This window comes from Vannielia litorea (assembly GCF_018424695.1).
In the GTDB taxonomy this organism is placed as follows: domain Bacteria; phylum Pseudomonadota; class Alphaproteobacteria; order Rhodobacterales; family Rhodobacteraceae; genus Vannielia; species Vannielia litorea_A.
The window spans coordinates 1-21,544 of record NZ_QTNQ01000001.1 but is presented as its reverse complement, the minus strand read 5'-3'; the positions used below and the strand labels follow the sequence as shown (position 1 = coordinate 21,544).

Genomic DNA, 21,544 nt, shown 5'->3' with positions numbered 1-21,544 from the left:
GGCGCCGATGCCGTTCCGCTTCACCCGGACATGGCATGATGGTGCCAAGGTAAATCCGTTCAGGCAGTTTGCCGCGAGCTCTGCTGAAGGCAAAGGTATGGGCTCGCAAAGAACATGTTCCCGCCGGTGAAGCCTTTGACGGTCAATGCTACCTTCGGCCCAGCCTGCTTAGGCGGGCCAACTGTGCCAGCATTCGCGCGCCTGTGCTGCCCGAACCAGTGTCAGGGTTCGTCGGAACGGTTTGGCTAACACCCGGCCTCTGCGGCATTGTCTGCATCCCGAAGAACTGCCGCGCACGCAGCGCAGCATATTCAGCGTCAGTCGCTCCTCCAATAAGATACCGATTGTAAGCCTGCTGACTGCCGCCAAGCGCCCGACCGAACCCGTATGCACCGCCAAGGCCTGCTGATAGCGCTGGCATCATGATGTTCCCCGAGATCGCGCGGACAATGAACGGCGTCGCGATGATGAACCCCTTGGCCATGAGCACCATCATGAAAAATGGGATGAGGGCACCGATGTTGGACGCGCCCTCGGGGTCGCCGAGCTCGCCGATCAGTGCCGAACTGACGCCGGTGATTGTCGCGAAAACGCCTGCAACGACGATCGGATAGAGCGCGAAGGAGATCAGCGCCGAGAGCCAGCGCGCGAAATAATCCTTGGTCACCTCGAAGAGGGTGAGGAAGATCATCACCGGCGCGATACCTATCAGGAGTGCGATCATCAGCCGGGATGCCACGAGAATGAATGCGGCGAGCCCGCCTAGGATCGAGAGCAGGAGCACGCCAAGAACGTCAAGCAACGCCCCGGCCATCCAGTTCAGTTCAGAACCGGCCGCGTTCAGGTATTCGCCAAGCTCGGCGATCAGCCGGTCGAATTCCTCGGCGAAGGTCCCCGACGGTCCGGGCGTGCCGCCGCCGACCGAGGCGACAAGCGACCCGGCGATGCTGTCGATGCCGTTTAGGACAGCGGAGGAGAAGGCGTTAAACTGCACCCAATTTGTCGCGAAGACTCCTATGAGGCCGGCTTTCACCGCGAGCCAGAAAGCAGTGCGCCCGTCCATGGCACGGTACTGGTAGATCATGTTCACACAGACCAGAATGACTACGAGCGTCGTTCCGAGGACCAGCATCGTGCCGACTGTCGCCGCCACCGCGCCGAATTGCGTCTCTGCGGCAGAATCCAGGTAGCCTTGCGAGGTTTCGACGAAGTAGGTGACGACGCTCATGATCCGTTACCAGTTGCCCACGGCTTCGCAGATCGCCATCGCGTCAGGTCCCAACGCGTTGGCGCGCCGGTTGTAAGTGTCCGAGGCTTCCAGCATTTCCCATCGTTCGGCTGTGGTGAAACGCTCCCGAAACTCCGTTTCCGCTGCCTCCCAGGACGGGAAGCGTGTGTCGCAGGTGCAGGATCCGGTTTCGACGATACGTTCAAGGTTCTGAGCACGGTAAGTGTCTTGCACCAGGACACGTTTGTATGCCTCTCGCACGGCGATGTTCTGCATCCTCTCAGGCTCAGCGGGCCGATCGATGCAGACATCCGACGCGCTGTCGAGAGAGGGGACGAGGTCGCGTTCGGCGGCAGCCGGAAACCCCACAACGGTGATCGAGATGCAAAGCAAGGCGGTTCTCATTTCGCGCCAGCTCCTTCGGCAATCTCACGCTTCAGAAACGCGGTGTGGCCAAGATGCGCGAACTCGGACGTGCTTACGGATACGACCTCCCATCCATCCCGTCCACGGGCGTTCAGGTCGTCCTGCATCGCGATCAGGCTGGTTTTCTTGTCCATCGGATAGGTGATGATCTGATATTCAAACCGCTTCATGGGTCATGCCTCCGCTGAGATCGGTTCCGGGGAGATAGAATTCCGTGATGCCGCGTTGGCCGTCCTCGCGGCCCGCCTGGATGATCACATCGATAGAGCTTTCGATGTACTGGACCATGTCCTGGTAGGTCATCGGGATCTCGGTCTTGAGCGCGGCGATGGCGAGACGCTGGACCGCCAGCTGGGGCGTCTCAGCGTGCAATGTCGTCATGGAGCCGCCATGTCCGGTGTTGATCGCCTCGAGGAAGGTCATGGCCTCCTTGCCGCGGACCTCGCCGAGGATGATCCGGTCGGGCCGCATGCGCAGCGTCGCGGTCAGAAGCACATCGGCGGATTGGAACTCAGCGTCCCGGTTGGCGATCAGGGTCACCGCGTTCGGCTGAGCGGGGAGAAGCTCTGCGGCTTCCTCGATGGTGACGATCCGTTCGTCATTCGGAACGTAGGAGAGGATTTTCCGAGCCGCGACGGTCTTGCCCGTCGAGGTGCCGCCGGAGACGATCATATTGAGCTTGTTCTCGACGCAGAAGCGGATGGCCGCGTAGATGTCGCCAGAGGCAACGACCTCGCGCAGCGCGCGGTTTTTCTCCTGGCGCAGTTCCTCGAGCTTGCGTTCTTCGCCGTAAAGGAAACGAAGATCGATTTTATCAAGTGGCAGGCTCGAGAAGAAGCGGAGCGAGATCGACATGCCCGCGAGCACCGCGGGCGGGGTTACGACCTGGGCGCGGATGGGGCGGTCGCGATAGGTGATCGAGACCGAGACGATGGGCTTGTCCTTGCTCATTGTCGTGTTGGCTGAGGAGGCGATCTGGTTGCCAAGATCGCGCACCTCCGTAACCGTCAGTCGCTGATCGAGTGCGCGCATGAAGTGATCGCCCTGGAACTCGCCCCAGCAGGTGCCGTCCGGGTTGATGCAGATCTCGATGACGTCGTCGCGCGCGGCGTCCTTCAGCTTGTCGAGCGAGGTCTGGAGGTAGGAGAGCGTCATCTCAGAAAATCTCCAGATCGCGGTCGACCATGACGGTGACGCGCGCGCCCTGGTCGACATAGATGACCGGACCGATGGAGAGATATTCGCCGATCACGCTGTCAGTGGCGTCGGCCAGATCGTCCCCGACATCCTGCAGGACTTCGGCTGTTGTTTCGTCTTCGACCTGAGCCGAGGCTGCACTCGGAGCCGCTGAGATGATCGAGATCAGCGCGGCAGATCCGAAGCGCTCATCAAAGCGGGTATCGACGAAACCGGTGACACCCGAACGGCCCAACGCGTCTCCCCCAAAGGAGCTGATCTGGACGGTCTGGTTGTTGGGCAGGACAATCCTGTCCCAGGCGATGGTGACACGTTTCTGGGCAATCTCGATACCGGAGCGGTAGCGCCCGATCAGGCGCGATCCGCGCGGGATCAGGAGCCGCGAGCCGTCATAGCTGAACACATCCTCGGAGATGATGGCGCGGGTCTGGCCGGGGAGCGAACTATCGAGCGCGGTCTCCATCACGGCCTGGATCATCGTGCCCTGGATGACGGTGTTCGAGGGGTTGGCGATGACTTCGGCTTGTGTGATGGCGCTCGGCAACGCACCGTTCAGCACGAAGTCTGTCACCTCGCCGAAGGTGCGTTGGGTAAGTTCTGTCTCGCCCGCATTGGCGCCGCCCGTTCCGCCGAAGGCGATGACGGGGGAGGAAATCCGCCGTTCCTGGAAGGCACGCTCCTCCTCGGCCCGGCGTTGCAGCTCGGCCAGCCGGCGCGCCTCTTCCTCGCGCCGCAGCCGCTCTTCTTCGCGGGCGCGCAACTCTTCGTCGGTGGGTCCTAGCGGGGCGGGTGCCGGCTTGTTGGCCTCCAGCCGCGCGAGGTCCAGGTCCATACGCAGCTGTTGCAGCTCCCGATCTCGCTTGGCCAGTTCGGCCTGGAATTGTTCCTGAGCATTCTCGGAGGCGTCCTGTAGGGCGGCAATCCGTGCGGTCAGCGCATCGATCGCCTCGGCTGCCGCGCTGTCCGCCCCGGCGTCGGTGCCCGGCGCGTCGCGCAGCTCCTCGATCTGGGCCTGGAGTGCGGCGATCTGCGCCAGAAGTTCGGCGTTGGGTTCTGGTTCGACGAGAACGATCTCGGGTTCCGGGGCAGGCGGCGGTACGAAGGGTTCGATCTCTCCGAACCCGTCACCCTCGGTCTGGAACTCGTCCGGGGTGGCCGTCGGCAGGGCTACCTCTTCCCCCGGGCCCGAAAACAGCAAGAGGACCAAGCCGCCCGCCAGGATGAGCCCTGCGAGGAGGAGGGCGAGGAGCGGTGAGCGGCGTTTCGGGGCGGGTCCGTGGCGCGGATTGCCCCGTTCGAGCGCGGCGAGGCGCTGTTCGAGATCGGTGTTATTGTCACTCATGAGGCGGCCTCCGCGGGCGGGGTCGCCTCGATACAGACCACGTCCTCTCCCAGACGCAGCACCCATTGGCGTCCCACGCCCGAGACACGGATCACACCGTCTTCGACCGCGCCCGTGTTCACCGTGCGCTCGCGCCCGTTCGTGTAGCGGAAGATCGCCGGGACGGGTGCGTTTCGAGGGAAGGCGAAATAGGTGAAGGTGCCGTCGTCCCAGACCCGGGTCGGCGTGAACTCCGTCCGTGCGCTGGCCCGGTAATTCGTGTTCGGTGCGGCGCGCGCGATGGCGTTGGAAGGGCGGCGATTGTCCTCGGGGTAGCGGAACTGCACGACATAGAAGGTCGGGCTCGAGACCTCGTTCACGTTGAAATAGTAGCTCCGTCTGTTGGTGTAGATGGTTACATTGGTGTGGACGCCGCGCGCGACGGGTTTAATCGCAAAGGCCCGCCCGCCGGGCACACCGTCGATCTCAAATCCTTCCGTGTCGCCGGCGATGATTGAGCGAATGCTCTCGCCTGTCCCGAACTCGATGGTCGTGACATGGGTCAGGGAAACGTTCAGCCTGTAGACCTGGCCTTCCTGATAGGAGGCGACCCGCACGCGGTGGTCGTTGGGTCCCCCGCGCGGGATCGCCTCGGCTGACGCGTGGGACGCAAACAGAGAGACCATCAAAAAGGCCGCGACGAACGCCCGGGCGTGTCCGGCGAGTTTCGCATTGCTATTGCCCTGCCATGTCTCGCGCATTTGGGGCGCTGGCAAGGCGTTCTCTGATTTTTTGTTCCGGAAACGCACTTACTGGTTCTCCAATCTGTCCGAGCGGATCGCGTATTCGACAACCGTGAAGCCAAACGGGTTGGTCCAGACCTGGTCGATGGAGCGGCTCTCCTCGGGGCGGAACTCGAAGAGGAGCGTCGCGGTGAAGAGGCCCGCCTGAACCCCTTGGATCGAGGTCAGGCGCTTGCGAAGCCGCACCGTGGCCCGGTTGTTGCCGATCAGGTTGATACTGAGGATCTCGACGTCGAGGCGGGCGTTGGGTCCATAGACGGTCGGGGGATAGTCGGCATTGGCCGAGTTCCAGATCTGGCGCAGTGAGGCCCCTGCTGCACGGTCCGAACGGCGCAATACGCTGCGGATGCGCACGTCATTGTCGAGCTGGTTGTAAACCTCGCGGTCGGTCACGTAGCGGAAGACCTCCGCCTCGATAATGGCGCGGTTTTCGGTGACGGTGGTGGCCCCGACGGTGGCTTCGGGGAGGGCGAAGCCGGTGGCGGGGTCGTAAGGCACAACAACGGGGGGCGGATCGACATCGAGGATGGCCACGGCGGCCGCGCTGAGGCAGCCCAGGATGCCAAAGCCAAGGCCGAAGAGTCCCAGGCGCTGCCAGAGCCGTTCCCGTCTCAGCGCGCCGTAGACCAGTTCCTCCTCGATGATGGCGGTTTCTTCGTCCAACAATCAGCCCTCAATCCGCATTCAGTTCCGGGAGCGTGAACTCCATGAAGCGTTGTTCTTCGGCGATGGTGGCGGCATCGATCACGCCGCCGGTGCCGTCGCCCACCGTCTGGATCGCTTCGAGCTGCCACATGGCGACGAGCGCGATGGCAAGCTCGGCCGTCACCCGCGTGTTGAGATCGACGCTCTCTTTCAGCTCATCCATGTCGTCGATGAGCCCGACGAGCCGGTCGACGCGTTCGAGCGATTGCCCGGCATCCTCGTAGCTGTTCTGGGCCGCGGCCGAGACCAGCGCGCCGGTCGTGGCCTGTGTCGCCACGCGCTCGGCCCCGGGATTGCCACTGCGCGCCATTTCCGAGAGCGTGTCCTCGTCGAAGCCGAGATCGGCCAGCACCCGGTCCATCTGGGTTTCGATCTCGCTGGCACCGGACCCGGTGAGCCCGGAGAAATCCCCTGTCTTGATCGCTTGAATCGTGGCGATGATGTCGCCGAACTCCTGGTCCAGGAGACCGTTCAGTTCGTCTTCCATCTGTGTTCGGATGATCTCGGGCAGCTCTGCCAGACGCGTTAACGCCTCATACGTTCGTTGTAGCTCGGCGAGCTGCTCCGTAAGCGTGGCAAGCTGTTCGCGGAGTTGCACGAGCTGCTCATTCTGCAGGATCTCGTCCTCGATCATCTGCCGGAGCTGCTGGATGTTCTGGGCGATGTTCTGGGTGTCGACGACCGGCACACCCTGGGCCAGGACGGGGGCGCTGGTCACGAAAGGCGAGCAAAGCGCCAGGACGCTGGCCAGGGTCAAGGTGCGAAGTGGTGCTGAAATGAACATTCTGCGGGGCATCACTCCAGATCCTCCAATGTGAACTCCATGAATTCGTTCTCGGCCATACGGGCCGCGGCCTGGGCCAATAGGGCGGCACTGAGCGGTTGGGTCCGTGCGGCTTTTAGGCGAATGCGCGCGGCCATCAGCCGGACCAGTTCGGCGCGGGCATAGGTGTTGAGCGCCATGCTCTCCTGGATGTCCTCTGTGCTCCCGATCCGGATGACGATGTCCTGGATGCGCAGGGCGGCCTGCCGGATGGCGGTGCGGGAATTGCTGCCGTAGAAGGCGGCGCCGAACCCGCTGAGCGAGAGATGGGCGTTGGCGAGAAGCGCGGGGTCGATCGTGCCGAGCGCTTCGATGCCGCCGATCCGCGCGAGGTAGAGATTGTAGCGTTCGGGGATGACCGCGACGTAGTGCTGGGTCTCCTTGAAGGGCGGTACGCCGCCATATTCGAACACCCGGCCAGGGCCCGCGTTATAGGCCGCGAGCGCGTTGACGACGTTGCCGTCGAAGGTGTTGAGCTGGGCCGCGAGGTAGCGCGCGCCGCCTGTAACCTGCAGGTAGGGGCTGTCATAATATTCCGGGTTGATCCCGAGATCGCTCGCGGTGCCCGGCATGATCTGGGTGAGGCCGAAGGCGCCCACGGGCGAGCGTGCGCCGATGGAGAAGCGGCTCTCCTGCCAGATGAGCGCCTGCAGGAGGGCGCGCCATTGCACGACGGACAGTCCGGCCCGCCCGACCCCGGGCCGCCCGTGGGTCTCCTGGGCGACCCGGATGATCAGCTGCTCGATGTTTTCTGCCGCATCCCCGAACATACCCGCGGCGCCCGGATTGGGATCGACGTCGCCGGAGCCATAGACCGCCGCTGCGGACCGGTCCGGATCGTCGCTGCCGCTTTCCAGATCGGCGACCATGCCCGGAAGACCCTAGCCTCCGAAGCTCGTCTGCGCGTCTAGGATCGCGCGCAGCGTGGCGAGCTGTTCCCGTTCGATCTCGGTCAGGAGCTCTTTGACGGTGAGTTTTTCACGCTGGACGGCGAGGTCGGCGTCCCGGTCGCCCGTCTCGACGATATCGCGGGCCGTCAGCCCGGAATCGTTGGTGGGAACGCCCTGGGCGAGCGCGGCCGCCGGTAGGAGAGCCGCCAGGAGGATATGTGCGACCCTAGACCTCAACGCCGTCTTCCGGGTTTCCGATGGGTGTGAAGATGCAATCCGGCTCGACCTGATCTAACGAGGCGCGGAAGGCGAAGCAGTTGGCCTGGGGCTCGCGATATTCGGCGCAAGAAGAGAGAACGCCGAGTGCGGCGAGGAGGATGAGGGGTCGGATCATGGGAGCCTCCAGAAATCAGGTCTGTCGCGGTAGTCGGAGCCGACGAGGGCTTCGCCCTTCTCCATGCCGCCGAGGATGGTGAGGAGAGGACCGAGGGCGGAGAGGTCGGCATCGACCACCACGGAGCCGCTGTCGTCACGGATGAGCGCGAGGCGACTGTCGCTGCCGGTGTTGAGGAGCACGTCGAGTTCCTTCTCGAAGAGGTTGAGCATCGCGTAATCCGAGGCGTGGGCGCGGATGTTCGGGAGCAGGATCTGGGTAGGCACCGCCTCGACGATGGTCTTGCCGGTCCGCGTGCGCTCTAACTGGCTCGCATATTGTGTCATCATCACCGCGACCGTGTTCTGTTTCCGGGCGGTCACCAGCCAGTTCGAGAGCCGTTCGGCAAAGTACGGGTTGTCGAGCGCCTTCCATGCCTCGTCGATCACAATGATCGTGGGGCGACGGTCCTCGATCTCCCGCTCGATCCGGCGGAAGAGATAGGAGAGAACCGCCATTCGTTCCTTCTCGCTCTCGCTGTCGAGAATGCCGGTCAGGTCAAACCCCACGACATCGCCATCAAGGGAGAAGGTGTCCTCGAGGCTCTGGCCGAAGATCCAGCCGTAGCGGCCGTCCTCAGTCCACTCGAAGAGCCGCTCGTGCAGATCGCCATTGTCGTCGGTCGAGACGAAGAGCGACGCGAAGTCCTTCCAGTTCCGAAGAGCGGGGTTACTGGCAGTGGCGTTCTGGCGGACCACCTCCTGGATGCGGTTGGTCTGGGCCGGGGTCAGGGGCTTGTCGGAGCGATAGAGGAGCGAGGCGAGCCAATCAGAGAGCCAGGCCGTGCCGCGCTCATCGATCTCGGTCCAGAGCGGGTTGAGGCCGGTCGCCTGTCCCGCCTTGATCGAGGCATAGCGCCCGCCATTGGCGCGGACTGCCATCTCCATCCCGAGCCGATAATCAAAGACGAAGATGCGGGCGCCGACCCGCCTGGCTTGCGTCATGAGGAAGGCCGAGAGGACGGATTTACCCGAGCCGGGACGACCCAGGATCAGGGTATGCCCGCTGGTGGGCTCTTTCTCGGGTGAACCCTGTTCGTGATAAGAGAAACGATAGGCGCTCTGTTCCGGCGTCGGGAAGAGCGTGATCTCCTGGCCCCAGGGCAGTTGGTGTTTCTCCTTGCCGAGCTGCGTGCGATGAAGTGCTGCGAAATCCGCGAAGTTGCGGTTGGTGACGGCGCTGGCGCGGACGCGTTTCGGCTGGTTGCCCGGATGCTGGCTGAAGTAGTGCGATTTCGCGGCCATCCGCTCGCCGATCATCTTCACGCCCTCGGCGGCCGCGGCGTTCACGATCTCGGCCCCGAGGGTTTGCAACTCCTCGAGGCTGTCGCAGAAGACGGTCACCACCATGTGGTGCTCACCGAAGCTCTGGCGTTTGGCCTCAAGATCATCATGCGCGATGTCGAGCGCCTCGAGGAGCGAAAGCGCGGCGTCTTGCGAGGCCTGCATCTGGCGTTTCTGGCGTTTGATCCGGCCCGCCATCAGGTTCGAATTGATCGGCGTGAAAGAGTGCGTGACGATCATGTCGACCGGGAGGTTCAGCATGTCGAACATGGTGCAGGTCGTCCCTTCGGCATATTCGCCGATGGTGAAGCTCTTGCCGAAGCGGTGGCCGACCACACCGTCCGAGAGCTCGAAGTGATCCTCCAGAAACGTCACGCGGGTATTGGCAACGTTGTAGGCCAGAAACCCGTAGCGGTTTGCGGGGTGAAGCGGCAGTTCGCGACCTGTGTTAAGCGAACCGAGGAACCCGACCAACTCGCCGGAGGTCGCCGAGAGGATGCGGGGCTTGAGTTCGGCTAGGCCGGAGGTGAAGACGCCGACCGCCTCCTTGAGACGTCTGATCCGTTTGGCCGTCTCTTCCTTGAACCGCTCCGGTGCAGATCGATTCACGAAACCAAGGAAGCTTTTGGGTGGCGGGCGGTGGATGATGGTGAGTGTGAGGGTCTTGTCCCGAAGACCTGCTGTGGCAAGCTTTGCACGCCAGGCATCATCCACCGCCGCCGCGAAGCCGTCACCCTGGACCGGGAGCAAGTCCGGGGTGATCGACTTCGAGACCTTGTGCACGTAGTAGCTGAACTCGGGTCCCAGCTGCGCGATGATCCGGGCAAAGAGCGCCGTCACCTTGTCGAGATAGGTATCGTCCGTGGTGTAGCTGTTGACCCCGCTCAGCCGGACGCATTGGAAGAGTTCGTTGACCCGGGTCCGGACGGTGTTGTCATCGACGAGGCTGACATAGGGCAGCATATGCGCGAGGCGTTTTTCCCGGGCGTACCAGTCTGGCAACAGGGTGCGCTCGTCGTAGGTCTCATCACGGGGCATAACTGTCGCCTCCGTGGATGGCGCGGTTCCGTGTCGGCGGCGTCTCCTGGAGCGCCGTCATCATCACGTCGATGAAGCGCGGATCCCAGTCCGCCGCCTTCCAGAGCACAGGGTAGAGCACCGCCGCCACACCGAGCACCACCATGTGCTGCACCCAGACGAAGAGCAGCACCGAGCCGAAGAGCCAGACCATGGCGTACATGATCGGCAGGCCGAGGAGCTTCGGCGGGCGGACAAGGCCCAGGAAGAGGGGGGAGCGCTCTGCCACGTTGCCGACCCCTTACGGCGTACCACCACCAAAGACCGCGGCGACGATGGTCGGTGCGGCCGCAACGCCCGCGATGCCCACCAGCACCCAGAGCGCCTGGCGCAGATCGATGATGTTGAAGAACCAGCTGAGGAACACGCCGAGGACCGCGAGGGTGGCGATGACGACGCCAAGTGGTCCGGTCAGCGCGTCCACGATACCCTGAAGCAAGCTTTGAATCGGGGAGAGATCGATGCTCTGGGCCAGGGCCGGTTCTGCCGCAACGATGAGGAGAGCGGCAAGGGTGATCAGGGATTTCGTCAATGGCTTCATGGGGACGCTCCTTCCAGCCGGTTGAAGACGGCCAGCACCCGCTGGACGTGGGAATGGGTCTCTTGAAACGGGGGAATGCCGCCGTTGCCTCGCACGGCGTCGGGTCCGGCACTGTAGGCGGCAAGCGCGAGGCGCACGTCACCGAACTCGGCCAGCATCAGCGCGAGATAGCGGGCCGATCCGTCGAGGTTCTGCCGCCAGTCATGGGGATCGACCCCGAGCGCGCGGGCCGTGTCGGGCATGAGCTGCCCGAGCCCGATGGCCCCGGCATGGGAGACGGCGCGCGGATCATAGGCGCTCTCGATCTCGATATTGGCCCGATAGAGCTTGAGCCAGTCCGTGACGGTGATGTCCGCCGCGCGAAGTCCGGGGTGGCCGGAATAGCGCAGCCCGGTGTCCTGGATCGCCGCGAGGATGTCCGGGCGAGGCGCGGGCCCATACGGTGCGATAGCCGCGACCCGGAACTTATAGTTCTCTGCAGCATCCTTGTCCTCGCCAAAGATGCGCAGCCCGTCCGAAGCGGATCCTTGCCCGATCCCGTCATTGTAGGTGCGGGTAAAGCTTGTCTGCGCGGCCGACGGGGAGAGCGAACCGTCGCTCCCCATTACCAATACCATTTCGGCTGACGCCGGAAAGCTCAGGAAGGTTAAAAGAAGGGCGCTAGCCCCGGCGGGCAGAAATCTCCTCGCCTGAGAGCTTTTGGACCGTCCGCTTGCCCTCCTCGAGTGGGATGTCGGCATGGGAGAAGCCGATGCCCTGCAGGAAGGAGATGACGCCGGTGACAGTCCTGATCTCGCGGATCTTGATATCATTGCGCGAGGTCCGGGTCCGGGCGGTGACCAAGAGCTTTTCGACGCCTTCGTCGCTGACAGCCCGCAAAATCCAGACCCCGTGCCAGTTGGGGCCTTTCTTGAAGGCGTCCTCCTTGCAGACAACTTCGACGCGATAGCCGCTGGCGACCAGATCGCGGAATCTGGGTTCGGTGACCACATTCGGGGCTTCTTTTTCTAGGTCCATCACCCGGATCACGTTCTCCATAAAGGCGAATGACCGGGCCAAAGATGTAGAAGCCCAGACATACAATGATATAGTATTGACGCACAAGATATATTGACCGCGCGGCAGGCGGATTCTCGCTCACGCAATGGATTAACCGGGCGCATGCGATTGATCAAGAAATTAAGGGATTTGCGTAACCTCCGGTTGAGTGGGGCTTGCGCATCGCAGGCTATACTTCTGCTCTTTCTATCCACCGGAAATGCCTCGGCCGAATCCTGCCTCGCCCCGAATCGCCCCTATGTCCCAGGCGACGCACAGGCCGCCCGGGACTACGCCGATCTCATCCGGCGCGACTTCGAGCTCTACATCCGCAACATCCAGCGCTACTTCCGCTGTCTCGAAGCTGAGCGTGCGCGGGCCTTCGAAGAAGCGCGCGAAGTGAGCGAGGAATACGGACGTTTCCTGGAGACGATCGATCGGTGACGTCTGGAAGCGCGAACCTGTCGTGGATCTATTGGAAGGGCCCACGATGCCATACGAAGGAACAGGTTTGACCGCAGAATCCATGTCGCGCCCACAATATCCACTTTTTAGATAATCTACAAACTGGATTAGCCCGTTCACAAGAGGTTTGTGACGCGTGGCTAAGACGATCAGGAGTTCGGGACATGAGGCGCTGCGCGATGCATTGATCGCGGCGAGAAAGACTGCTGCGTTGACGCAGGAGGAACTCGCCGGGAGGCTAAAGTGTCATCAGTCCTTCGTCGCGCGGGTCGAGAGCGGCGAGCGCAGGATCGACGTCATCGAGCTGATCGTGCTCGCGCGGGCCCTGGGGATAGAGGCTCACGAATTGTTGTCGGTTGCAGAGGGCGCGACGGAGCCGGATCATAGGATCTGAAGCTGGAAGTGGGCGTCAGTCGATGGGAAGCTGGCGCAAGGCGCACGGCTCGTTCATCTCCGACTGGTAGTGGTCAGGGCCGCGGGCTCGCGGAACGCGCGGAAGACAACCCTATAGTATTGTGCGAGTTCTGTCCTGAGTGGTGGCTCAAGGGTCACAACAGAGTCATCCGGGACGGCCAGGGTCATGTGGGGCAGGCGCTGTTCACTTTGCCACGCGACGAGCAGGCACGATGTGTCGCTCAGTAGTTGACCTGCTCGTAGCCGTAGTTGCCCTCGTAATCGCGCCAGTCGACGAAGACCGACCGATGAAAGATGCCCGGGCAATGCTCGCCCCACCGTTCAAGGCCTAGATGGGCGTCGGGCAGGGACGTCGGAGCGGATGGCGTCCAGGCGAATTCACCCTGAACCCCGTAGGTTCCGAGGCGGACCGTCGCGGTTCGATTGCAATTCCCATCGCGGCCGGATTCATGCTGTCGGGCGTATCGCACGTCATAGACTCGGATCGAGCGCACGAAATTGAACTCGGGGCCGCTGATATCGATGTCTGCCCGGTCCTGTGCCAGGTGTAGCGCGAGCCCATTCGGCAACCTGGCATCTCGATCCGGGTTCAAAGTAAGTACTGCCGGTGTGGCGTCAGTCCCGGTTCGCTGCTGGTTTACAGGACGGCTTTGGGGCAGGGGGGCGCTGTCAAACAGGATGTCGTAGAGGCGACCGCTGTGGTCGCCGTCACCGTTGGGGTGGAACGACGCGCCCATCGGGCAGCGCCATATCTGCAGCGGCGGTTCAACGGGCCAGGGCGTGATCCGCCGGATAAACTCGGCGCGGGCCCGCGCGCAGGGAACGGATGCCGGCCATCCGCCTGAGAGGCACAGCAGGATCGCGCAATCGATCGGGTAGGATTGTGCCGAGGCGTGGATTGTGCCGCCCAGGAACGGGAGAGCGCCGATGGCGGCGGCGACAATGTAACGGGTGGTTGAGCGAAGCATGGGCGGGGTCCATCAGGATGGAGGTTTCCCGTATCATTCATCAATAATATAGCAATGTCACGCAAAATATATCAATGGATGATCGGGCCTGGCGTCCGACACCCATTCAATCTACCGGGCTGTCCCACCCGCTGCGAGTCTATCAAGAAGCGCAGTGATCTCGTCGGTGGTCACGGACTTGGCCCTTGCAAGAACCTCCGGGTCCAGCGGCGGTTCGATGTACTCCGGTGCCAGATCGCGGCGCAGCCACAGGACGCCAAGCTCGAACGTGTTCCAGAGATACACCCAGCCGACAGTCCGACTCGATGAGCCACCGACCAAACGGGCAATCGCCGTGCCTTCGTCCTGTCTGGCATCCATCGGTACCTGCCTTTCTGAGCCGATTGCGGTGGTCACCCGAACCGTGCGAGTCAGTGTCGCGTTCGGTTTTTTGGCTGGGCTCCTTACGCCTCGCTGGAAAAGGAGGCGGCACCGGGAAACCCGGCGCCGCCAGGAATTCGTCCACAGGGAGGTGGTAGAGGACGAATTATGACGTGAATCCAAAAGCTTACCAAGAATCGCATAATAGAACTTATGTTAATAAATCGCCTGCCATAGCGCGCCATTCTGGACGACGCGCGACTCCGCGAGAAGCTTCTCAAGGTGCGCCGCGACATTCCGTTCAGCTGCCTTCGCGATGTGCGGGTCAGCCTTCTGGTAGACTGCGGCTGCGATCTCCGGGATCGTGTCAGGCGCCGCTGACAGATGGGCAAGGATCTCGGCTTCCCGCCTCATCCTGTTGCCGAGCAGCCGCTGGACGTAAGGTTTTGGATCGCGAAGAACCGGCCCGTGTCCGGAGAGATAGATCTGGTCGTCGCGCTCGATGAGTCTTTGGAGCTGCTCGCAGTAATCGCGCATGTTCCCGTCTGGTGGGCTGACGATCGAACTGTTCCAGCTCATCACGTGGTCGCCCGAAAAGAGCACACCGTCCGATCTCGCGAAGCAGAGGTGATCGCTGGCATGCCCGGGCGTATGCAGGACGGTCAGGCCGGCGATAACTTGGCCGTCCTCGAGATAGCCGTCCGGTTCGAACGCGTCGTCGGGAAATGTGCTCGAAACATAGACAGGCATTCCCGTCCGCTCGCGCAGAGCCGGCGCCGCCCCAAAATGGTCGGAATGGTGATGCGTGACGAGGATCCCGGCTCCGTTGGTTCCCAGATGCTCGACGATTGCGTCCAAATGTCCGCCCAGTTCGGCCGGCCCCGGATCAATGACGTACATACCTTCCGAACTCTCGAGCAGATAGCTATTGGTCCCGTGGTAGGTCATCTTGCCTGGATTGTTGGCGACGAGCCGCCTGAGCCCGCCGGCAATTGGCACTACTCGACCGCGTACTGGTTCGGATTCCTCAAGGAACATCTTCTCGGTCAACAGGCGATTTCCTTCGTAAGAGAACCTGCCAAGGTCCGAAACCAGTTCGGGCGGATCCTGTCCGGACGGCGCTTCTTCACAGGCAACCTCGTGGTACGGAAAAGCGGCGGCACCGATACTATCGGTGTCACCAGGGTTTCGCCCTCAGGGAGAAGGTAGAGGGTGAAATCCATCTCAGAGCTTCTCGATAAGCTCCGGGACGGCGGTGAAGAGGTCTGCGACGAGGCCGTAGTCGGCGACCTGGAAGATCGGCGCTTCCTCGTCCTTGTTGATCGCGACGATCACCTTGCTGTCCTTCATCCCGGCGAGGTGCTGGATCGCGCCCGAGATGCCCACGGCGACGTAGAGCTCGGGGGCGACGACCTTGCCGGTCTGGCCCACCTGCCAGTCGTTCGGCGCGAAGCCGGAATCGACTGCGGCGCGTGAGGCGCCCACGGCGGCGCCGAGTTTGTCGGCCAGCTTCTCGATCAGCGCGAAGTCCTCTTCCGAGCCCACGCCGCGGCCGCCGGAGACGACGATGCCAGCCGAGGTCAGCTCGGGGCGGTCGCTCTCGGCCACCTTGTCCTCGACCCATTCCGACAGGCCCGGGTTGTCAGCGGCGGCGGTGCTTTCCACCGAAGCCGCGCCACCTTCGCCGGCGGCGTCGAAGGTCGAGGTCCGGAAGGTGATAACCTTCTTTTCGTCCTTCGACTTCACCGTCTGGATCGCGTTGCCAGCGTAGATCGGGCGCTCGAAGGTGTCGGCATCGACCACGCCGGAGACGTCCGACAAAATCATCACGTCGAGTAGCGCCGCGACGCGGGGCATGACGTTCTTGGCGTCCGTCGTGGCGGGCGCGCAGATGTGGCTGTAGTCGCCCGCGAGGGAGACGATCAGCGCCGCGGTCGGCTCCGCCAGGCGGTGGCCCAGCGAGGCATCCTCGGCAACCAGCACCTTGGCCACGCCGTCGATCTTCGCGGCGGCCTCACCGGCGGCGGCGGCAGAAGCCCCGGCGCAGAGTACGGTCACTTCGCCCAGCGATTTGGCGGCCGAGACAGCCTTGGCGGTCGCGTCCATCGACAGTTCGCCATCGGTCACTTCGGCAAGAAGGAGAACAGCCATCACACGACCCCCTTTTCTTTGAGTTTGGCCACCAGCGTATCCACATCGGGCACGATCTCGCCGGCCTGGCGGGTTTCGGGCTCGGAGGTCTTCACCACTTCAAGGCGCGGGCTGACATCCACGCCGTAATCCTCGGCGGTCTTCTCATCCAGCGGCTTCTTCTTGGCCTTCATGATGTTGGGCAGCGAGGCATAACGCGGCTCGTTGAGGCGCAGGTCCACGGTGACGATGGCGGGCATCTTCACCTTGATGGTTTGGAGGCCGCCGTCCACTTCGCGGGTCACCACCGCGCTGTCGCCCTCGACCTTCACCTCGGAGGCGAAGGTGGCCTGGCTCCAGCCCAGCAGGGCCGAAAGCATCTGGCCGGTGGCGTTCATGTCGTTGTCGATCGCCTGCTTGCCGGCGAGCACGAGGCCCGGCTGCTCTTCCTCGACCACCTTGGCAAGGATCTTGGCGACGGCCAGCGGCTCGATGTCCTGGTGCACGTCATCGGCGGCCACCACGAGAATTGCCCGGTCGGCGCCCATGGCGAGCGCGGTACGCAGCGTTTCCTGCGCCTGTTTCACGCCGATGGAGACGGCAATCACCTCTTCGGCGGTCCCGGCCTCTTTCAGGCGGATCGCCTCTTCGACGGCGATCTCGTCAAAGGGGTTCATCGACATTTTCACGTTGGCAAGATCGACACCCGAGCCATCCGATTTCACCCGGACTTTCACGTTGTAGTCGATCACCCGCTTGACGGGGACGAGGATTTTCACTGGTCCAACCTCCTTAGAAAAAGGCCTGGAGGCCGGTTATAGAACGTCCGAGAATCAGCGCGTGGACGTCGTGGGTGCCCTCGTAGGTGTTCACCGTTTCAAGGTTTGCGGCGTGGCGCATCACCTGAAATTCCTCGGAGATGCCGTTGCCGCCGTGCATGTCGCGGGCCATCCGGGCGATATCCAGTGCATTGCCGCAGTTGGTGCGCTTGATCATGCTGATCATCTCCGGGGCTGCCTCGGCGTCGTCGAGTAGGCGGCCCACCCGCAGGCAGGACTGTAGGCCCATGGCGATCTGGGTCGACATATCGGCCAGCTTCTTCTGGAACAGTTGGGTTTGGGCCAGCGGCTTGCCGAATTGCTTGCGGTCGAGCCCGTATTGCCGCGCGGCGTGCATGCAGAACTCGGCGGCGCCCATGACACCCCAGGAAATGCCGTAACGGGCGCGGTTGAGGCAGCCGAAGGGGCCCTTGAGCCCTTCGACGTTGGGCAGAAGCGCGTCGTCGCCCACCTCGACGCCTTTTAGAATGATCTCGCCGGTCACCGAGGCCCGCAGGGAGAGTTTGCCCGCGATCTTGGGGGCGGAGAGGCCCTTCATGCCTTTTTCCAGCACGAAACCACGGATCTTGCCGCCGTGGGCTTCTGACTTGGCCCAGACCACGAAGACATCAGCAATCGGGGCGTTCGAGATCCACATCTTGGTACCGGTGAGCACGTAGCCGCCCTCGGTTTTCTTCGCCACGGTTCGCATACTGCCCGGATCGGAGCCGGCATCGGGCTCGGTGAGGCCGAAGCAGCCGATCCACTCGCCGGAGGCCAGCTTGGGAAGGTATTTCTGGCGCTGTTCCTCGGTACCGTAGGCGTAGATGGGATACATCACCAGCGAGCTTTGCACCGACATCATCGAGCGATAACCGGAGTCTATGCGCTCGATCTCGCGCGACACGAGACCGTAGGACACATAGGAGGCCCCGACGCCACCGTAGGCCTCGGGGATGGTGACGCCAAGCAGGCCCATTTGCCCCATTTCGGCGAAGATCTCCGGAGAAACGGCCTCGTCGCGGTACGCTGCGATGACACGGGGCGCGAGCTTTTCAGCGGCGTAGTTGCGGGCCGCGTCGCGGATCAGCCGCTCCACTTCGGAAAGCTGGTCTTCAAGCCGGAACGGGTCGTCCCAGGAATAGGGGCCGAGATCGGGGGCGTCTTTGGGCTTCAGGGGGGACTGAACGTTCATCGGAGTCTCCTTTAAGGCTGTTTCGGGCCGGGCACGGGCCGGTCAGGCGATGGCGCCACTGGCGGCGAGGTCTTCGATCTCTTGCGCAGAAAATCCCCAGCCGTTGAGCACGTCGTACGTGTTGGCCCCCGGCTCGGGCGGTGCGCTGCGCACGGCGTTGGGCGTGCGGGAAAAGCGGGGCGCGGGGGCGGGTTGGGTGATGCCTTGGACGTCGACATAGCTGCCCCGCGCCTGCATGTGAGGGTGATTCACCGCCTCCTCGGGACGCAGGACCGGGGCGAAGCAGGCGGGCTTGCCTTCCATGATCGCTTCCCATTCGGCGCGACTGCGCTGGTTGAAGATCTCGGCGAACCGTTTCTTCAGCCCGGGCCAGGAGGCGCGGTCCATCGCTTCTGGCACCTCGTCGGGGTCGATGCCCATGGCCTCCAGCAGCACGCGGTAAAACTTGGGCTCGATCGCGCCGACGGCGACGAACTTGCCGTCGGAGGTTTCGTAGGTGTTGTACCAGGGCGCGCCGCCGTCGAGGAAGTTGTCCTCGCGCTTGTCAGACCATGTGCCGGCGCCAAAGTAGCCGAACTGGTGGGTCATCAGCGAGCCGATGCCGTCGAGCATGGAGGCGTCGACAACCTGTCCTTTGCCGCTGGTGCGGGCGTCGAGCAGCGCGGCGAGGATGCCGAGGGCGAGATAGACGCCGCCGCCGCCTAGATCGGCCAGTAGGTTGAGCGGAATGGTGGGCGGGCGGTCGCGTGGTCCCAGAAGCGAAAGGGCGCCGGAGAGGGCGAGATAGTTGAGATCATGGCCCACTTCCTGCGCCATTGGTCCGTCCTGCCCCCAGCCGGTCATCCGACCGTAGACCAGCGCCGGATTGGCCGTAAGGCATTCGGCGGGCCCGATGCCGAGGCGCTCCATCACACCCGGGCGGTTGCCTTCGATGAGAGCGTCGGCCTGGCTGACCAAACGTAATGCGGTGGCCAATCCGTTCGACGTTTTCAGATCGATACGTATCGATTGACGGCTGCGTAACGTCGGGTTGTGTCGCGGTTCTTTCTTGATCCCCAGCCCATGGGCCGTGACCCGGTCCACGGTGATGACTTCGGCACCCATGTCGGCGAGCAACATTGCGCAGAACGGCCCCGGGCCCACGCCTGCAAACTCAACAATGCGAATGCCGGCGAGAGGTCCGGACTGCGGGGGGACCGTTGTCATCTCGGGTGTCAAATCGCTTCGACCTTTTCGGCAAGCGGAAGCTCTGATCGGGCAGGCAACATTCCTAGAAGCGCAGCCTTCACTTCGATCGCGAGATAGCGTGAGAAGATGCGGGAATCGAGCAGCGAACCGCCGGTGATCCAGAACCCGTCCTGACCGGTTCGTCGCCACATCCCGCGCATTTGGTGATGCTCGTCAAACCCCCAGACCGGGCCGACGCGTTCCGCCACCATATCGCCGAAGATAAGCCGGATGTTTTCCTGCATGTTTTTGAAGCCGGTTGCAAGCACTAGAAGGTCAAGCGGGATCAGACTGCCGTCCTTCATTCGCATTCCGTTGGCCTCGACGTGGTCCATTTCGCTGTGTTGGACGATGTCAACTTTGCCGTCGGCGATTAGGTCAGCGCAACCCACGTCGATGTAGTAGCCGCCTTTTCCGCGCATGAACATCATTTGAAAGCCGGTACCGTCCTCGCCAAAATAGGTCTTTAGCCCCTTATCGTTAAGGGCTTGAAGCATGTCTGCGTCGATTTGGGCGGCCTTCTGCGATATAGACCTGTAGGCATCTACCAGGACCGGATATGGGGTCGAGGCGGCAATCAGATCGACGTCTTCCAGTGGATCGCCATTGGAGTAAATCTTATAGATCATCTCGGCACTTGGTTGCAGACTAACGACGCAAGTTGGCCCGCGCTGAAGGATTGAAACCTCTTCAGCGCCCTTCATATAAAGATCCTGGGCGACATCATGCGCACTGTTGCCTGTGCCGACAACCATCGCTCTCTTGCCCTTGTAATCCGCACCATTCTGGAACGTGGCGGAATGTAAGATCTCACCTTTGAAAGTGTCTAATCCAGGAAGGTCGCCATGTCCGTCGTCAGGTGATTTGGAACACGAGCGCCTGATCTCGAACGGAGGGTCTGGCTCGTTGGGGTTTCAGTTTATGCCGCTGTCTGGCGGTGCAGCAAGCGGCGCTTCTCGATGGTCCTGGCTTTGATCTCCCTTCGTCGTCGCAGGATGGCTTCAGCCCTGCCGAGATAGACATCGGCAGGGATGAGGTTGCCGAGGCTCTCGTGGTAGCGGTGGTGGTTGTAGTGGTCGATGAAGTCGGCGATCGCCGTTTCCAAGGCGCCTGGCAGGTAGTAGTTCTCGAGCAGGACGCGGTTCTTGAGGGTCTGGTGCCAGCGCTCGATCTTGCCCTGGGTTTGCGGATGGCGCGGGGCACCGCGAACATGATCCATGTCCTGGCTGGCCATCCAGTCGGCCAGCTCCCCGGAGATGTAACTGCTGCCATTATCGCTGAGCAGCCGGGGCCGATGCGCAACCTTGGCACGGTCGCAGCCCGAGGCGACCAGGGCATCTTCCAGCGTCGCGGTCACGTCCGATGCCTTCATCGTCGTGCACAGCCGCCAGGCAATGACGTAGCGGCTGTAATCATCGAGGATCGTCGACAGGTAGAACCACCCCCAGCCGACCACCTTGAAGTAGGTGAAGTCGGTCTGCCAAAGCTGGTTCGGTCGGCTCGTCTTGTCTCGGAACTCGTCGGCAGCTTTGATAACCACAAACGCCGGGCTCGTGATTAGGTCCTGTGCCTTCAAGAGCCTGTAAACGCTGGCTTCCGAGACGAAGTAGCGCTTCGTGTCCGTGAACCGCACAGCCAGTTCCCGCGGCGACAGCTCCGGCTCGTCGAGGGCCAGTTCGATGATCTCGTCACGCACCTTGTCCGGGATCCGGTTCCAGACGCGCGCCGGGCATGACGCCCGATCTTCGAGCCCAGCTTTGCCCAGAGACAGATACCGATCATACCAGCGGTAGAAGGTCGTCCGGGGAATGCCGAGCAGGTCTAGGGTCTGCTTCGCCGGCAGGTGAGACCGCTCCACTTGCCGAATGATCTCGAGCTTCTCGGATGCGGGGTACCTCATTCCTCGAACTCCCCATCCCCGAGCATGCTTTTTTTGAGCATGCGGTTCTCGAGCGTGAGGTCGGCGACGGCCTCTTTGAGAGCGACCGCCTCGTGCCGGAGCTCCTTGACCTCGGGGCTCGTCGCCTGCCGCGCCGTGTCGCCCGCGAGCCGCTTCTTGCCGGCCTCGAGGAACTCCTTCGACCAGCTGTAATACAGGCTCGTCGCGATCCCCTCGCGTCGGCACAACTCGGCAATGCTGTCTTCGCCGCGCAGGCCCTCCAGCACGATCCGGATCTTCTCCTCGGCCGAATGATGCTTCCT

Annotated in this window: 25 protein-coding genes and 1 pseudogene; 2 read left to right on the top strand and 24 right to left on the bottom strand. The window is 62.7% G+C overall.

Annotation, left to right across the window (positions count from 1 at the left end; genetic code table 11):
• Positions 1-148: 148 nt before the first annotated feature.
• The 15 genes and pseudogenes from DYI42_RS00130 to DYI42_RS00060 all read right to left on the bottom strand — a co-directional run bounded on the left by DYI42_RS00130 (position 149) and on the right by DYI42_RS00060 (position 11,744).
• Positions 149-1,228, bottom strand: a complete 1,080-nt coding sequence (locus DYI42_RS00130) for a type IV secretion system protein (RefSeq protein ID WP_213543991.1) — start codon at positions 1,226-1,228, stop codon at positions 149-151.
• A gap of 6 nt (positions 1,229-1,234) precedes the next feature.
• A complete protein-coding gene (locus tag DYI42_RS00125; RefSeq protein WP_213543990.1) occupies positions 1,235-1,633 on the bottom strand; it encodes a hypothetical protein in 399 nt (132 codons plus the stop codon).
• Positions 1,630-1,824 carry a hypothetical protein gene (locus tag DYI42_RS00120; protein WP_213543989.1) on the bottom strand — a complete coding sequence of 65 codons (195 nt, stop codon included), beginning with the start codon at positions 1,822-1,824 and terminating at the stop codon, positions 1,630-1,632. Before DYI42_RS00120 ends, DYI42_RS00125 begins: the two co-directional genes overlap by 4 nt.
• Positions 1,811-2,809, bottom strand: coding sequence for an ATPase, T2SS/T4P/T4SS family (locus DYI42_RS00115; RefSeq protein ID WP_213543988.1), 999 nt, complete (start codon positions 2,807-2,809; stop codon positions 1,811-1,813). The genes DYI42_RS00120 and DYI42_RS00115 overlap by 14 nt, the downstream gene beginning before the upstream one ends.
• Before the next feature lies 1 nt (position 2,810).
• Positions 2,811-4,193 (bottom strand): TrbI/VirB10 family protein, encoded by a 1,383-nt coding sequence (locus DYI42_RS00110; RefSeq protein WP_213543987.1) that lies wholly within the window; start codon positions 4,191-4,193, stop codon positions 2,811-2,813.
• The gene (locus DYI42_RS00105; protein WP_213544085.1) at positions 4,190-4,858 is read right to left on the bottom strand and encodes a TrbG/VirB9 family P-type conjugative transfer protein; all 669 of its coding nucleotides are present in this window, start codon (positions 4,856-4,858) and stop codon (positions 4,190-4,192) included. Before DYI42_RS00105 ends, DYI42_RS00110 begins: the two co-directional genes overlap by 4 nt.
• Positions 4,859-4,981: 123 nt before the next feature.
• A complete protein-coding gene (locus DYI42_RS00100) occupies positions 4,982-5,638 on the bottom strand; it encodes a virB8 family protein (protein WP_088652949.1) in 657 nt (218 codons plus the stop codon).
• A 10-nt stretch (positions 5,639-5,648) separates the two neighbouring features.
• Positions 5,649-6,464 (bottom strand): type IV secretion system protein, encoded by an 816-nt coding sequence (locus DYI42_RS00095; protein WP_440870613.1) that lies wholly within the window; start codon positions 6,462-6,464, stop codon positions 5,649-5,651.
• An 11-nt stretch (positions 6,465-6,475) separates the two neighbouring features.
• A pseudogene (locus tag DYI42_RS00090) lies at positions 6,476-7,609 on the bottom strand (lytic transglycosylase domain-containing protein).
• Positions 7,610-7,619: 10 nt separating this feature from the next.
• Positions 7,620-7,787 carry a hypothetical protein gene (locus DYI42_RS00085; protein WP_169726939.1) on the bottom strand — a complete coding sequence of 56 codons (168 nt, stop codon included), beginning with the start codon at positions 7,785-7,787 and terminating at the stop codon, positions 7,620-7,622.
• Positions 7,784-10,147: a type IV secretion system protein B4 gene (locus DYI42_RS00080; RefSeq protein ID WP_213543986.1), complete on the bottom strand. Its 2,364-nt coding sequence runs from the start codon at positions 10,145-10,147 to the stop codon at positions 7,784-7,786. The genes DYI42_RS00085 and DYI42_RS00080 overlap by 4 nt, the downstream gene beginning before the upstream one ends.
• Positions 10,137-10,415 (bottom strand): type IV secretion system protein VirB3, encoded by a 279-nt coding sequence (locus DYI42_RS00075; protein ID WP_213543985.1) that lies wholly within the window; start codon positions 10,413-10,415, stop codon positions 10,137-10,139. The genes DYI42_RS00080 and DYI42_RS00075 overlap by 11 nt, the downstream gene beginning before the upstream one ends.
• A 12-nt stretch (positions 10,416-10,427) precedes the next feature.
• A complete protein-coding gene (locus tag DYI42_RS00070) occupies positions 10,428-10,727 on the bottom strand; it encodes a TrbC/VirB2 family protein (RefSeq protein ID WP_213543984.1) in 300 nt (99 codons plus the stop codon).
• Positions 10,724-11,344, bottom strand: coding sequence for a lytic transglycosylase domain-containing protein (locus tag DYI42_RS00065; RefSeq protein WP_213543983.1), 621 nt, complete (start codon positions 11,342-11,344; stop codon positions 10,724-10,726). The genes DYI42_RS00070 and DYI42_RS00065 overlap by 4 nt, the downstream gene beginning before the upstream one ends.
• A 43-nt stretch (positions 11,345-11,387) precedes the next feature.
• A complete protein-coding gene (locus DYI42_RS00060) occupies positions 11,388-11,744 on the bottom strand; it encodes a hypothetical protein (RefSeq protein WP_213544083.1) in 357 nt (118 codons plus the stop codon).
• Between the two features lie 144 nt (positions 11,745-11,888).
• Here DYI42_RS00060 and DYI42_RS00055 point away from each other — a divergent pair, with 144 nt between their 5' ends.
• Entirely contained in the window at positions 11,889-12,209 is a 321-nt protein-coding gene (locus DYI42_RS00055; RefSeq protein ID WP_244867335.1) for a hypothetical protein, read from the top strand.
• A gap of 157 nt (positions 12,210-12,366) precedes the next feature.
• On the top strand, positions 12,367-12,624 hold the full coding sequence (locus DYI42_RS00050) for a helix-turn-helix domain-containing protein (protein ID WP_213543982.1): 258 nt from the start codon (positions 12,367-12,369) through the stop codon (positions 12,622-12,624).
• Between the two features lie 241 nt (positions 12,625-12,865).
• On the opposite strand, the gene DYI42_RS00045 is transcribed toward DYI42_RS00050, so the two are convergent.
• The 9 genes from DYI42_RS00045 to DYI42_RS00005 form a co-directional block, all read right to left on the bottom strand.
• On the bottom strand, positions 12,866-13,612 hold the full coding sequence (locus DYI42_RS00045; RefSeq protein WP_244867333.1) for a hypothetical protein: 747 nt from the start codon (positions 13,610-13,612) through the stop codon (positions 12,866-12,868).
• A gap of 111 nt (positions 13,613-13,723) precedes the next feature.
• On the bottom strand, positions 13,724-13,972 hold the full coding sequence (locus DYI42_RS00040; RefSeq protein ID WP_213543981.1) for a hypothetical protein: 249 nt from the start codon (positions 13,970-13,972) through the stop codon (positions 13,724-13,726).
• A 216-nt stretch (positions 13,973-14,188) separates the two neighbouring features.
• Positions 14,189-15,022 carry an MBL fold metallo-hydrolase gene (locus tag DYI42_RS00035; protein ID WP_244867331.1) on the bottom strand — a complete coding sequence of 278 codons (834 nt, stop codon included), beginning with the start codon at positions 15,020-15,022 and terminating at the stop codon, positions 14,189-14,191.
• A 174-nt stretch (positions 15,023-15,196) separates the two neighbouring features.
• Positions 15,197-16,123 carry an electron transfer flavoprotein subunit alpha/FixB family protein gene (locus DYI42_RS00030; RefSeq protein WP_213543980.1) on the bottom strand — a complete coding sequence of 309 codons (927 nt, stop codon included), beginning with the start codon at positions 16,121-16,123 and terminating at the stop codon, positions 15,197-15,199.
• On the bottom strand, positions 16,123-16,881 hold the full coding sequence (locus tag DYI42_RS00025) for an electron transfer flavoprotein subunit beta/FixA family protein (RefSeq protein WP_213543979.1): 759 nt from the start codon (positions 16,879-16,881) through the stop codon (positions 16,123-16,125). Before DYI42_RS00025 ends, DYI42_RS00030 begins: the two co-directional genes overlap by 1 nt.
• A 13-nt stretch (positions 16,882-16,894) precedes the next feature.
• A complete protein-coding gene (locus tag DYI42_RS00020; RefSeq protein ID WP_213543978.1) occupies positions 16,895-18,115 on the bottom strand; it encodes an acyl-CoA dehydrogenase in 1,221 nt (406 codons plus the stop codon).
• Between the two features lie 42 nt (positions 18,116-18,157).
• Entirely contained in the window at positions 18,158-19,321 is a 1,164-nt protein-coding gene (locus tag DYI42_RS00015) for a CaiB/BaiF CoA transferase family protein (RefSeq protein WP_213543977.1), read from the bottom strand.
• An 8-nt stretch (positions 19,322-19,329) separates the two neighbouring features.
• A complete protein-coding gene (locus DYI42_RS00010) occupies positions 19,330-20,226 on the bottom strand; it encodes a hypothetical protein (RefSeq protein ID WP_213544079.1) in 897 nt (298 codons plus the stop codon).
• A 35-nt stretch (positions 20,227-20,261) separates the two neighbouring features.
• Positions 20,262-21,544 (bottom strand): IS3 family transposase gene (locus tag DYI42_RS00005; protein WP_213543976.1). Its coding sequence is split into 2 segments (ribosomal slippage), with 1,284 coding nucleotides annotated over them: positions 20,262-21,277 and positions 21,277-21,544; the frame shifts between segments, so codons are not numbered across the junction. This gene is flagged as partial in the annotation.

Excerpts from the sequence above, each read along its gene's own strand:
- DYI42_RS00130 (WP_213543991.1), bottom strand. The coding sequence starts at position 1,228 with ATGAGCGTCGTCACCTACTTCGTCGAAACCTCGCAAGGCTACCTGGAT.
- DYI42_RS00125 (WP_213543990.1), bottom strand. The coding sequence starts at position 1,633 with ATGAGAACCGCCTTGCTTTGCATCTCGATCACCGTTGTGGGGTTTCCG.
- DYI42_RS00120 (WP_213543989.1), bottom strand. The coding sequence starts at position 1,824 with ATGAAGCGGTTTGAATATCAGATCATCACCTATCCGATGGACAAGAAA.
- DYI42_RS00115 (WP_213543988.1), bottom strand. The coding sequence starts at position 2,809 with ATGACGCTCTCCTACCTCCAGACCTCGCTCGACAAGCTGAAGGACGCC.
- DYI42_RS00110 (WP_213543987.1), bottom strand. The coding sequence starts at position 4,193 with ATGAGTGACAATAACACCGATCTCGAACAGCGCCTCGCCGCGCTCGAA.
- DYI42_RS00105 (WP_213544085.1), bottom strand. The coding sequence starts at position 4,858 with ATGGTCTCTCTGTTTGCGTCCCACGCGTCAGCCGAGGCGATCCCGCGC.
- DYI42_RS00095 (WP_440870613.1), bottom strand. The coding sequence starts at position 6,464 with ATGTTCATTTCAGCACCACTTCGCACCTTGACCCTGGCCAGCGTCCTG.
- DYI42_RS00085 (WP_169726939.1), bottom strand. The coding sequence starts at position 7,787 with ATGATCCGACCCCTCATCCTCCTCGCCGCACTCGGCGTTCTCTCTTCT.
- DYI42_RS00080 (WP_213543986.1), bottom strand. The coding sequence starts at position 10,147 with ATGCCCCGTGATGAGACCTACGACGAGCGCACCCTGTTGCCAGACTGG.
- DYI42_RS00070 (WP_213543984.1), bottom strand. The coding sequence starts at position 10,727 with ATGAAGCCATTGACGAAATCCCTGATCACCCTTGCCGCTCTCCTCATC.
- DYI42_RS00065 (WP_213543983.1), bottom strand. The coding sequence starts at position 11,344 with ATGGTATTGGTAATGGGGAGCGACGGTTCGCTCTCCCCGTCGGCCGCG.
- DYI42_RS00060 (WP_213544083.1), bottom strand. The coding sequence starts at position 11,744 with ATGGACCTAGAAAAAGAAGCCCCGAATGTGGTCACCGAACCCAGATTC.
- DYI42_RS00055 (WP_244867335.1), top strand. The coding sequence starts at position 11,889 with ATGCGATTGATCAAGAAATTAAGGGATTTGCGTAACCTCCGGTTGAGT.
- DYI42_RS00045 (WP_244867333.1), bottom strand. The coding sequence starts at position 13,612 with ATGCTTCGCTCAACCACCCGTTACATTGTCGCCGCCGCCATCGGCGCT.
- DYI42_RS00040 (WP_213543981.1), bottom strand. The coding sequence starts at position 13,972 with ATGGATGCCAGACAGGACGAAGGCACGGCGATTGCCCGTTTGGTCGGT.
- DYI42_RS00030 (WP_213543980.1), bottom strand. The coding sequence starts at position 16,123 with ATGGCTGTTCTCCTTCTTGCCGAAGTGACCGATGGCGAACTGTCGATG.
- DYI42_RS00020 (WP_213543978.1), bottom strand. The coding sequence starts at position 18,115 with ATGAACGTTCAGTCCCCCCTGAAGCCCAAAGACGCCCCCGATCTCGGC.
- DYI42_RS00015 (WP_213543977.1), bottom strand. The coding sequence starts at position 19,321 with ATGACAACGGTCCCCCCGCAGTCCGGACCTCTCGCCGGCATTCGCATT.